The sequence below is a fragment of the Streptomyces sp. Ru73 genome (assembly GCF_002920575.1).
In the GTDB taxonomy this organism is placed as follows: Bacteria; Actinomycetota; Actinomycetes; order Streptomycetales; family Streptomycetaceae; genus Streptomyces.
The window spans coordinates 1-10,718 of sequence record NZ_PQSQ01000155.1 but is presented as its reverse complement, the minus strand read 5'-3'; the positions used below and the strand labels follow the sequence as shown (position 1 = coordinate 10,718).

Sequence of the window (10,718 nt, the reverse complement as noted above, 5' to 3'; positions counted from 1 at the left end):
GCCCGCACGCCCCGACGGCCGGACGCCGGGCACGGCCTGCACGGCGGCTCGCTGCCCGCCTCCCCGGCGGGGCGGTCCGGCGGCCGCCCCGCGGTGTCCGTCCGCGCGCCCGAGGGCAAGGCCGTCACCGACGCGCTGGCGCTCTCCCGCGCGCTGCGCCCGCTCCAGCAGCAGCGTCCGAGCCCGGTCCGCACGGAGGTCGACGAGGCCGCGACGGTGGACGCGATGGCCGAGACCGGGCTGCCGGACGTGGCGATCCTGCCGGCCCGCGAACGCTGGCTGGACCTCGCGCTGGTCATCGACGACGGCACCTCCATGCTGCTGTGGCAGCGGCTCTGCGGCGAGCTGCGCGGCGTACTGGAACGGCTCGGCGCCTTCCGGGACGTACGGGTGTACGGGCTGCACACCCGCGGCGGCGGACGGCCGGCCCTGCGCGGCAGCCCGTTCGGGGACGGCCCGGCCAACGGCGACCCCGCGGTGCTCGCCGACCCCTCCGGCGCCACGATGGTCCTGGTCGTCACCGACGGCATCGGCTCGGCCTGGCGCGGCGGCCGCATGCAGGAGGTGCTCGCGGGGTGGGGCCGGTGCGGCCCGACGGCGGTGCTGCAGGTGCTGCCGCCGCAGATGTGGAAAGGCTCGGGGGTGCGCGCCGACCGGTGGGAGGTGACCTCGCGCGGCCGGGCCTCGGCCAACGCCACCTGGCAGGTCACCGCCTCCGGGCTGCCGCCCGAGCTGGCGTCCTTCCGCGGAGTGCCGATCCCCGTGCTGGCGCCGCGCCCCGCCTCCGTCGCGGAGTGGGCCCGGCTGGTCGCCTCGCCCGGCGGCACGGCCGTCCTCCCCCTGCTGCGCACGGCGCCCGCTTCGGAGGCCGCCGGTGAGGACGCCGCCGTGGCACCGGCGCCGCCCCCGGGCGCCGATGCGGCGGCCACGGCCGTGCTGCGGTTCCGGGACACCGTCTCGCCCGAGGCGTACCGGCTCGCCGCCCATCTCGCGGCCCTGGCGCCGGTGTCCGTGCCGGCCATGCGGCTGGTGCAGGAGTCGGTGCCCTGGCCCGCCGAGACCGCGCACCTGGCCGAGGTGTTCTCCGGCGGGCTGCTGCGCGCGGTGCCGCACCCGGCCGAGTACGACGTGCCCGAGCGGCTGCGGCAGTTCGACTTCCCCGCCGCGACGAAGGCCATACTGCTGGACACCGTGCCCACCGCCGAACTGCTGGAGACCGGGCTGGCGGTGGGCCGCCGGATGGACGAACTGGTCGGCCGCTCACCGGACTTCCCCGCGTGGATCGCCCGTCCGGACGGGCCGGACCGGCTGCCGGAGCACGCCACGGCGTTCGCCTGGGTGAACGACGCGCTGCTGGTGCGGCTGGGCATCGGGCGCACCGACACCCCGCTCCCCCGCCGCCCCGCCCGGGACGCCGGTACGCAGTCACCGGCGGCCGGGCCCGGCGAGCGGACCGCTCCCCCGCCGCACGCGCCGTCCCGCCCGGCCGCGGCCCGGCCGCCCGCGCGCGGCGTACTCCCCGGTCCGCGCGTCCCGGACGGCGACGCCGCCGTGCCGTGGCCCGGTGCCGTACCACTGGACGGTGCGCGCGGTGAGCAGCTGCTGACGGCGGCGGTGCTGGAGTCGCTGGACCGCGGCCCGCACGCGCACAGCGAACTGCCCTCCTACCTCTTCCTCGCGCCGCCCGGCGGCGGGAAGACGACGCTGCTGCGGCAGCTGGCGGCGCGTGCCCAGGAGCTCGGCGCGCCGCTGGCCTGGCTGGACCTGGACGGGCCCGACGGCACGTACGCCTCGGTCACCGAACTGGCGCTGGAGGCAGCCCGTCAGTTCCAGCTGCCGGCGCCCCGGCACCCGGCGCTCGCGTTCCCCTCCTTCGCCGGGCTGCTGATCGCCTTCGCGCTGGCGCCCTCGCCGCGCACCGTGCGGGAGCTGGGCGAGGCGGCGCGCGGCGTGCTCGGGCGGTTCCCGCTCGGTGACGTCGCCGGGACCGTGCACGCGGGACTGCAGGCCGCCCTCGACGCGCTCGGCGAGGGACCGCCGCCGCCCGGCATCGGGGCGGTGCTGCCGCTGATGGGCGAGGGGCGGCTGCGGCTGCGGCCCCTGGAGCGGGCGCTGGCCGGCGTCGCCCGGCGCAGCGGCGGCACCCACCGCGACCTGCTGCGCTTCCTCGGGCAGCGGCTGGCGGACCGGCCGGCGGACGCCAGGACCGTGGACGAGGTGCTGCTCAGGGCGCTGCTGTCGGACCTGCGGACGGCCTACCGCGCCACCGAACGCCGGACGCACTGCCTCCTGCTGCTGGACAACGCCGACTGCCCGGTGGGCGAGGAACTGCTGCAGGCGCTGGCCGAGGCCCGCGCGCTGGACAGCGGCTTCACCCCGGCCTGGGACCCGCTGCTGGCCGTGGCCACGGCAGGGACCGTGCCCCGGCAGGTCGACCCGGCCCAGCTGGCCGGCCCAGACCTGCGGTACCAGCTGACCCACTGGCGGCTGACACACCGTCAGGAGACTCGGACCGCTGATGACCTGGTCGTCGCGCAGCTCGCCGGGGCGTCCCTCGCGGAGGTCACCGAGCTGGCCGCCGAGACGCTGGAGGGCACCCGCGGCCTGCCCCGGCCGCCCGTGGCCCGCCCGGCCGCCTGGCTCGGCCGCCTCGTGCACGACCTGACGCGCGGTCACCCCGGTGCGGTGGCCGCACTGCTGGACGCGCTCCCGCTCTTCCCCGAGGACACCGACTGGGCGTACCGGCTGCGCCGCCTGTTCACCCCGGCCGGGCAGCGGCCGGCGGGGGACGGCTGGGACCTGGCCGGTGACCTGCTGCACACCCTGCTGCGGGACGTGCCGGCCGAGGTGCGGGAGCTGCTGCCGCGGGCCGCCGCCGCGGTCGATCTGGACCATGCGTTCACCGCCTGGGGCCTGTGGGGCGACACGGACACCCGCGGGCAGGGCGCCCTGGCGCACTTCCGTACGCACGGTCTGCTCACCCCGCCGGTCCAGGACAGCCAGACCGACCAGCTGCACCCGCTGCTGCGCCACCTGCTCCTGCGTGAGCTGGCCGGGCGGCCGGAGACCAGCGGGTTCACCTGGCGGCACGCGCACGACGCGCTGCGGCTGCGGGCCCGCGACCACGGCCAGGGCGCGGTCGCCGCGTACCACGCGCTGGCCCTCGGCGACCTGCCCACCGCTGCCGCGTACCTGCACCGGGTCTTCGAGCGGACGGCCGACCCGGGCGCCAGGGACGAGGCGTTCCATCTGGTCCGGCGGGCGCCGGTGCGCGACTACGTGCTCTTCTCCGACGACTCACCGGTCCGCCGCTATCACCGGCTCGTCCGGCCGCTCGCCCAGGACGACCCGTCGGCGGCGATGGCACGGGCGCTGGGCGCGGCCTGGCTCGGCCCGGAGCCGGCCCGGCGCGCGGACGGCGACGAGCGCCCCGGCGCCCAGCCGGGCCACTCCTACTTCGACCCGCTGACCGACCCGTACGGCACCCTGCTCCCCGGCCTGACGGACGCACTCACCGCGCTCGACCGCCACTACCCGGGCAGCTGGGGGGCGGCCTGCGCGGCGCTGTACGACGCGGACGCCTGACGCCGCGCCGGGCGGCGCCGCGGGGCGTCACTTCATCCACTCGTCCTCGTACTTCTGGTACGTGCCGTCGTGCGTGGCCAGGTGCACGAACTGGTCGACGTACTCCTTGAACTGGAAGTCCTTGCGCGGCAGCGCGTACGCCTTCTCGGCGAAGGTGAAGGGCTCGTCCGGGTGCACGGAGCACAGTTCGGGGTGGAGCTTGGCCTGGTAGAGGGTCTCGCTGGCGTCCGTCATCATCACGTCGGCCCGGTCCGCGACGATCTCGTCGAAGATCGTGTTGTTGTCGTCGTGGACCGTGATGCCCGCCTTCTTCAGGTGCGACCTGGCGAACTCCTCGTTGGTGCCGCCCGGGTTGACGACGACCCTGGTCTCCGGCTGGTCGATGTCCTCCAGCGTGCGGTACTTCTTCTTGTCCTCGCAGCGCACGATCGGCGTCTTGCCGTCGGTGCGGGTCGGCTCGCTGAAGGCGAGCTTGCGGGCGCGCGGCAGGGTGACCGAGACGCCGCCCACGGCTATGTCGCAGCGTCCGTCGTCGAGGTCGCCGACCAGGCTCGCCCAGGTGGTGGGCACGAAGACCGCCTTGGCGTCCAGGCTCTTGGCCAGGTCGCGCGCCATGTCGACGTCGATGCCGCTGTACGTGCCGGTCTTGCGGTCGCGGGAGGTGAAGGGCCGGTAGTCGCCGGTGGTGCACACCCGCAGGGTGCCGCGCCGCGGAACGGTGTCCAGCAGGCTCGGTTCGGCCTTGGGCGCGGCCTTCTTCTTCGCCGTCCTGGCGGCCTTGCCGGCGGGCGTCGCGGACGGGTCCGGCGAGGCGCCGTCGGCGAAGGCCGTGGGCGCGGCGGCCGTGGCGGCGAGAAGGCAGGCGAGGGCGGACAGCGTGACGGCACGCTTCATGGCGACTCCTGTGCGCGGCGGGGGCTCCGGCGAGAGCGGTCTTGGCAAGATCAAGAGCTTAAGGCTGGCAGACGGGGGCCGCTCGGTGAAGGGGTGGCCCAGGGACTGGAACGCGGCGCCCGGATGCGGAGACGGGCCGCGCGGCGTGCGCGGCCCGTCCCGGGGTGCGGTGGTTCCCGCGTACGGCGTGCCGGTCAGCGCACCCGCACCGGGAGGCGGACGGGTCCGCGCATGAGGAGGCCGGACCGCCAGGCCAGCGTGGCGGGGTCGGCGTCCAGGGCGAGGTCCGGGCAGCGCTCCAGGAGCGTGCGGACGGCGATGCGGCCCTCCATGCGGGCCAGCGGAGCGCCGAGGCAGTAGTGGATGCCGTGCCCGAACGCCAGGTGGCCGCGGGTGTCGCGGGTGATGTCGAAGCGGTCAGCGGCCGCGAACCGGCCGGGCTCCCGGTCGGCCGAGCCCAGCGCGACGACCACGGTGTCCCCGGCCGGCAGCACCGTGCCGCCGATCTCCACCGGCTCCGCCGCGTACCGCCAGGTGCTGGTCTCCACCGGCCCGTCGTACCGCAGCATCTCCTCGACGGCGTTGTCCAGCAGCCCCCAGTCGGCGCGCAGCGCGGCGAGCTGGTCGGGGTGCCGGAGCAGCGCGAGCACACCGTTGGCGATCAGGCCCACGGTCGTCTCGTGGCCCGCGACGAGCAGGAGGAAGGCCATGCCCACCAGTTCGTCGGCCGAGAGCCGGTCGCCGTCCTCGTCGGTGGTGCGGACGAGCGTGCTGAAGAGGTCCGGTCCCGGCGAGCGCCGCTTGTCCTCGACGAGCTGCCCGACGTACCGCGCGAGTTCGGCCTCCGTGCCCTCGGTGCCGCCCGGTCCGTCGGTGGTGACGAACGCGTCCGACCAGCGCCGGAACCGCTCCCGGTCCAGGTCGGGGACGCCCAGCAGCTCGCAGATCACCGTCATGGGCAGGGGGTGGGCGAGCGCTTCGACGAGGTCGGCGCGGCCGTCGGCGGACTCCGCGAGCATGGTGTCGATCAGGCCGTCGGTGATCTGCTGGACGGTGGGGCGCAGCGCCTCGACGGCGCGCGCGGTGAAGGCCCTGGTGACCAGCTTCCGCAGCCGGGTGTGGCGGGGCGGGTCGCTCTGCAGCATGTTGGCGAGGAGCTGGCCGCTGCCCTCGGCGGGCTGCCACTCGGGGTGTGCCGACCAGTCCTTGTGCAGCCGCGGGTCGGCGAGCGCGGCCCTGGCCTCCTCGTGTCCGACGACCAGCCAGACCTCCCGGCCGTCGGGCAGCCGCGTACGGTGCACCGGGCCCCGGTCGCGCAGCGCGGCGTAGTGCGGATACGGGTCGCTGGTGAAGTCCGCTCCCAGCGCCGTCAGTTCGACGATGTCCGTCATGTGGCTCCCCCTGGTCGTCCGGCACGGTGGAAATCCGGTTGGTCACGTCCGGCACTCGAGGCTACGGTGGGGGCATGGGTTACCACCAGGTCCAGATCTACGGCTGACACGGCCCCGCCGGCGGTGTGTTCCGCCGTGCCGTCCGCCCGCGCCTTCCGACCGGCGCCGGGCCGCTGTGTCCTTCTCTCCGCAGACCTGAATCGAGTGATCCTCCGTGTCTTCCCGTACCTCCGGTACGTCGCCGCGCCGCGCCCACATCGCGATGATCGGCAACCCCGTCGTCAGCCACACCCTGCCCGGCATCGAGATCATCCGGGAGCTGGTGGCCCGCGGCCACCGCGTCACGTACGCCAATGACCCGTTCCTGGGCGACCTGGTCACCGCGACCGGCGCCGAGCTGCGCCCGTACCGCTCCACCCTCCCGCCGGTGACCGGCCGCGACTGGCCGACGGACCCGGTCGAGGGAATGACCGCCTTCCTCGACGACGCCGTCCGGATGCTGCCGCAGCTGCACGAGCTGTACGACGACGACCCCGCGGACCTGTACCTCTACGACATCGGCGGCTACGCGGGCCGCGCGCTGGCCGAGTCCCAGGGGCGGCCCACGCTGCAGATCTCGCCGACGTTCGTGGGGTGGAGCGGCACGAGCGCCGAGGACCTCGCCGCGCAGATCCGGGCGCTGCCCGGGGCCGACGCGTACTTCGCGAAGTTCGCCGCCTGGCTGGCCGGGAGCGGGGCCACGACCCTGGATCCGGAGGCCTTCTCCGGGCGTCCCGTGCGGGCGGTGGCGACCATCCCGCGGGCCATGCAGCCGCACGCCGACGACGTGGACACCGACGCGGTGACCTTCGTCGGGCCGTGCCTCGGCGACCGGAGCGACCAGGGCACCTGGACCCGCCCGGCCGACGCCCGGAACGTCCTGCTGGTCTCGCTGGGCTCGGCCTACACCCGGCAGCCGGAGTTCTACCGGAACTGCCTGGCGGCCTTCGGTGACCTGCCGGACTGGCACGTCGTCCTGCAGATCGGGAAGGACACCGATCCGGCGGAGCTGGGCCCCGTTCCGCCCAACGCCGAACTGCACTCCTGGGTGCCGCAGCTGGCGATCCTGGAGCAGGCCGACGCGTTCGTCACGCACGCCGGGATGGGCGGTTCCAGTGAGGGGCTGTACGCGGGCGTGCCGATGATCGCGGTGCCGCAGAGCGCCGACCAGTTCGCCAACGCCGACCAGTTGGTGACGCTGGGCGTGGCCCGGCGGATCGACACCGCGGACGCCACCCCCGGGGCGCTGCGCACCGCGCTGCTGGAGCTGGCCTCCGACCCGGAGGTGGCCCGGCGGTCGGCGGCGCTGCGGGCCGAACTCCTCGCGGAGGGCGGCACGCAGCGGGCCGCCGACGTGGTGGAGTCGCTGCTGCCGTGACCCGGCGGGCGCTCCGGGAGTGACGGCCGCCCGGTACGGCGGAAGGGCCGGTGCGCCGCGCGCACCGGCCCGCTCTCCCGTTCCCGGCCCTGCGGTCTCAGCCCCGTGCGGCCACCAGGTCCAGCGCGACGTCGGTGATCATGTCTTCCTGGCCGCCGACCAGCCCGCGCCGGCCGATCTCCACGAGGATGGCGCGGGTGTCCAGGCCGTGCCGTTCGGCGGCCGTCTCGGCGTGCCGCAGGAAGCTGGAGTAGACGCCCGCGTACCCCAGGCTCAGGGTCTCCCGGTCCACCCGCACCTCGCGGTCCTGGAGCGGGCGCACCAGGTCGTCGGCCGCGTCCATCAGCGGGAAGAGGTCGCAGCCGTGCTGCCACCCCATCAGGTCGGCCACCGCGATGAACGCCTCCAGCGGGCAGTTGCCCGCGCCGGCGCCCTGGCCGGCCAGCGAGGCGTCCACCCGGGTCACGCCCTCCTCCACGGCGACGACCGTGTTGGCGACGCCGAGCGCGAGGTTGTGGTGGGCGTGGATGCCCAGCTCGGTGCCGGGGTCGAGGACGTCGCGGTACGCGCGGAAGCGGTCGCGCACGCCGTCCATGGTGAGCCGGCCGCCGGAGTCGGTGACATACACGCAGTGCGCGCCGTAGGACTCCATCAGCGCTGCCTGCCGGGCGAGTTCGGCGGGTTCGGCGAGGTGCGACATCATCAGGAACCCGGCCACGTCCATGCCCAGTTCGCGGGCGACCGCGATGTGCTGGGCCGCGACGTCGGCCTCGGTGCAGTGGGTGGCGATACGCACCGAGCGGATGCCGAGGGCGTGTGCCTGCTTCAGGTCGCGGACGGTGCCGATGCCGGGGAGCAGGAGGGTGGTCGGTACGGCGGTACGGGCCGCGTCGGCGACGGCCTCGATCCACTCCCAGTCGGTGTGCGCGCCGACGCCGTAGGTGATGCTGGAGCCCGACAGGCCGTCGCCGTGGGCGACTTCGATGGCGGCGACGCCGGCCGCGTCCAGCGCGGCGGCGATGGCGCGCGCCTGGTCCGCGGTGTAGCGGTGCCGGATGGCGTGCATGCCGTCCCGGAGGGTGACGTCCTGGACGTACAGGGCCGGGGTGCCTTCCCGGTGCGTGGTCATCGTGCTGCCACCTCGCTCGTGCGGTGTGCGGCGATGCGCTCGGCGGTGCGCAGCGCGGCGGAGGTCATGATGTCGAGGTTGCCCGCGTAGGCCGGGAGGTAGTGGGCCGCGCCCTCGACCTCCAGGAAGACGGAGACCTTGGTGGCGTCGCCGGCGGCGGCTGCGGCGGGCAGCAGGGCGCGCAGCGGGTCGCCGGGCGGCACGGTCTCGCACTGCACTCGCTGCTTGAGCCGGTAGCCGGGGACGTACTGCCGGACGCGCGCGACCATCTCCTCGACGGACGCGGTGACCGCCTCCGGGTCGCAGGCGGAGACCAGGCAGTGCACGGTGTCCCGCATGATCAGCGGCGGTTCGGCGGGGTTGAGGACGATCACGGCCTTGCCGCGTGCGGCGCCGCCGACCCGCTCGATGGCGGCGGCGGTGGTCTCGGTGAACTCGTCGATGTTGGCGCGGGTGCCGGGCCCGGCGGAACGCGAGGAGATCGACGCGACGATCTCGCCGTAGTGGACGGGCGTGACGGCCGAGACCGCGGCGATGACGGGGATCGTGGCCTGGCCGCCGCACGTGACCATGTTGACGTTGGGTGCGTCCAGATGGGCTTCCAGGTTGACCGGCGGCACGACGTACGGGCCGAGCGCGGCGGGGGTCAGGTCCACGACCGTACGGCCGAGGGCGCGCAGCGTCTCGTCGTGACGGCGGTGCGCCCCGGCGGAGGTGGCGTCGAAGACCAGCTCCACGCCCTCGAACTCCGGAAGTTTCACCAGCCCTTCGATGCCGTCGTGGGTGGTGGCGACGCCGAGGCGGCGGGCCCGCGCGAGGCCGTCGGAGTCCGGGTCGATGCCGGCCAGGGCGACGATCTCCAGGCTCTCGGAGAGCCGCAGCACCTTGATCATCAGGTCGGTGCCGATGTTGCCGGAACCGATGATCGCGACCTTGGTGCGCGACCCGGGGGCCGGCTGCTCAGGGGTACGGGGTCCAGTGGTCATCGGTGCCCTCCATCCGCCTCGTCCGTCGCGAACCGGGCCTGTACGGAGCCCAGTCCCGAGAGGTGGGCCTCGAACAGGTCGCCTGGCGCGGCAGGCACCATCGGGCCGAGCGCGCCGGTGAGGACGAGGTCGCCGGCCCGCAGCGGATCACCGGCAGCGGCCAGCGAACCGGCCAGCCAGGCGGCGGCGTTGAGCGGGCTGCCGAGGCAGTCGGCGCCGGTGCCGGCCGAGACCTGTTCGCCGTTGCGGGTCATGGTCATCCGTATGCCGCGCAGGTCCAGCCCGGTCACCGGGACGGGCGCGCTGCCCAGGACGAACAGCCCGGAGGAGGCGTTGTCGGCGACGGTGTCGACGAGGGAGATGTCCCAGCCGGCCACCCGGCTGTCCACGATCTCCAGCGCGGCCAGCGCGAAGTCCGTCGCGCGCAGCACGTCGGCGACCGTGCAGTCCCGGTGCGGCAGGTCAGCGGCGAGGACGAGCGCGACTTCCGCCTCGACCTTGGGCTGGAGCAGCCGTCCGGCCGGTACCGGGGTGCCCTCGGGGACCGCCATGGCGGCCAGCAGCGTGCCGAAGTCCGGGCTGTCCACGCCGAGCTGGGCCTGGACGGCGGGCGAGGTCAGCCCGGTCTTGCGGCCGACGATCCGGCCGCCGGCGGCCAGCTCCCGCTCGACGGTGAGCCGCTGGACGGCGTACGCGGCGGCCACGTCGTCCGCGGGCAGCAGGCCGCGGACGGGCGGGCAGGCGACGCCGGTACGGGCGGCCTCCGCCAGGATGTCGGCGGCCTTGACGACGGCGGGCGGCGGGTCGTCCGGGCGGACGGGTTCGGGCGGGGTGGGCATGCGGCGGCCTCCTGATCCGAAGGGGGCGGAGTACGGGCTCCCGGGCCGCGGGGCCCGGCGAGGGCTCAGGTATAGACGCGGCGCCTCGGAGGGGACAATGTTTGTTCCGTGACACGGAACGACACGGGCGCCAGCATGCTGGGCAAGGCCGCGCTGATCATGGAGTCCTTCCGCCCGACCGGCGGTCCGTACCGGCTGACGGAACTGGCGCAGCGGGCGGGCCTGCCCAAGCCGACCGTCCACCGGCTCGCGGCCGACCTCGTGGAGCTGGGCTGGCTGGAGCGCACCGGCGACGGCCGCTACCGCCTCGGGCACCGGCTCTTCGAGCTGGGCTCGCTCGTGCCGCGGCGGCGGGACCTGCGGGAGGCGGCGCTGCCGTTCCTCCAAGATCTTTTCGAGGCCACGCGCGAGACCGTGCACCTGGGGGTGCGGGAGGGCCTGGAGGGGGTCTACCTGGAGCGCATCCACGGGCACGAC

General features: G+C 75.2%; 8 protein-coding genes. 3 read left to right on the top strand and 5 right to left on the bottom strand.

Translation table 11 applies throughout. From position 1 onward, the window contains the following. Positions 1 to 3,585 (top strand): SAV_2336 N-terminal domain-related protein (locus C3486_RS37595; RefSeq protein WP_308461293.1); only part of this gene is annotated, 3,585 nt, incomplete at its 5' end. A 27-nt stretch (positions 3,586 to 3,612) separates the two neighbouring features. On the opposite strand, the gene C3486_RS35080 is transcribed toward C3486_RS37595, so the two are convergent. Continuing rightward, positions 3,613 to 4,479, bottom strand: a complete 867-nt coding sequence (locus C3486_RS35080) for a transporter substrate-binding domain-containing protein (RefSeq protein ID WP_103836914.1) — start codon at positions 4,477 to 4,479, stop codon at positions 3,613 to 3,615. A gap of 194 nt (positions 4,480 to 4,673) precedes the next feature. Next, positions 4,674 to 5,870 carry a cytochrome P450 gene (locus C3486_RS35075; protein WP_103836913.1) on the bottom strand — a complete coding sequence of 399 codons (1,197 nt, stop codon included), beginning with the start codon at positions 5,868 to 5,870 and terminating at the stop codon, positions 4,674 to 4,676. Between the two features lie 262 nt (positions 5,871 to 6,132). Here C3486_RS35075 and C3486_RS35070 point away from each other — a divergent pair, with 262 nt between their 5' ends. Beyond that, positions 6,133 to 7,287: a macrolide family glycosyltransferase gene (locus tag C3486_RS35070; protein WP_103836915.1), complete on the top strand. Its 1,155-nt coding sequence runs from the start codon at positions 6,133 to 6,135 to the stop codon at positions 7,285 to 7,287. Between the two features lie 97 nt (positions 7,288 to 7,384). Here the strand turns inward: C3486_RS35070 and dmpG are convergent, their stop codons facing one another. The 3 genes from dmpG to C3486_RS35055 are packed head-to-tail and all read right to left on the bottom strand — an operon-like array spanning position 7,385 to position 10,241. Continuing rightward, positions 7,385 to 8,416: a 4-hydroxy-2-oxovalerate aldolase gene (dmpG, locus tag C3486_RS35065; RefSeq protein WP_103836912.1), complete on the bottom strand. Its 1,032-nt coding sequence runs from the start codon at positions 8,414 to 8,416 to the stop codon at positions 7,385 to 7,387. Then, positions 8,413 to 9,402: an acetaldehyde dehydrogenase (acetylating) gene (locus tag C3486_RS35060; protein ID WP_103836911.1), complete on the bottom strand. Its 990-nt coding sequence runs from the start codon at positions 9,400 to 9,402 to the stop codon at positions 8,413 to 8,415. The genes dmpG and C3486_RS35060 overlap by 4 nt, the downstream gene beginning before the upstream one ends. Continuing rightward, complete coding sequence (locus C3486_RS35055) at positions 9,399 to 10,241, bottom strand: 2-keto-4-pentenoate hydratase (RefSeq protein WP_103836910.1); 843 nt, start codon at positions 10,239 to 10,241, stop codon at positions 9,399 to 9,401. Before C3486_RS35055 ends, C3486_RS35060 begins: the two co-directional genes overlap by 4 nt. 135 nt (positions 10,242 to 10,376) lie before the next feature. Between C3486_RS35055 and C3486_RS35050 the strand changes: the two genes are divergently transcribed. Further along, positions 10,377 to 10,718, top strand: a 342-nt coding sequence (locus C3486_RS35050) for an IclR family transcriptional regulator (protein WP_146075124.1), incomplete at its 3' end; no start/stop codon positions are given.

What these genes read in the sequence shown, in the direction of transcription:
- C3486_RS35080 (WP_103836914.1), bottom strand. Translation starts at nt 4,479, where the DNA reads ATGAAGCGTGCCGTCACGCTGTCCGCCCTCGCCTGCCTTCTCGCCGCC.
- C3486_RS35075 (WP_103836913.1), bottom strand. Translation starts at nt 5,870, where the DNA reads ATGACGGACATCGTCGAACTGACGGCGCTGGGAGCGGACTTCACCAGC.
- C3486_RS35070 (WP_103836915.1), top strand. Translation starts at nt 6,133, where the DNA reads ATGATCGGCAACCCCGTCGTCAGCCACACCCTGCCCGGCATCGAGATC.
- dmpG (WP_103836912.1), bottom strand. Translation starts at nt 8,416, where the DNA reads ATGACCACGCACCGGGAAGGCACCCCGGCCCTGTACGTCCAGGACGTC.
- C3486_RS35060 (WP_103836911.1), bottom strand. Translation starts at nt 9,402, where the DNA reads ATGACCACTGGACCCCGTACCCCTGAGCAGCCGGCCCCCGGGTCGCGC.
- C3486_RS35055 (WP_103836910.1), bottom strand. Translation starts at nt 10,241, where the DNA reads ATGCCCACCCCGCCCGAACCCGTCCGCCCGGACGACCCGCCGCCCGCC.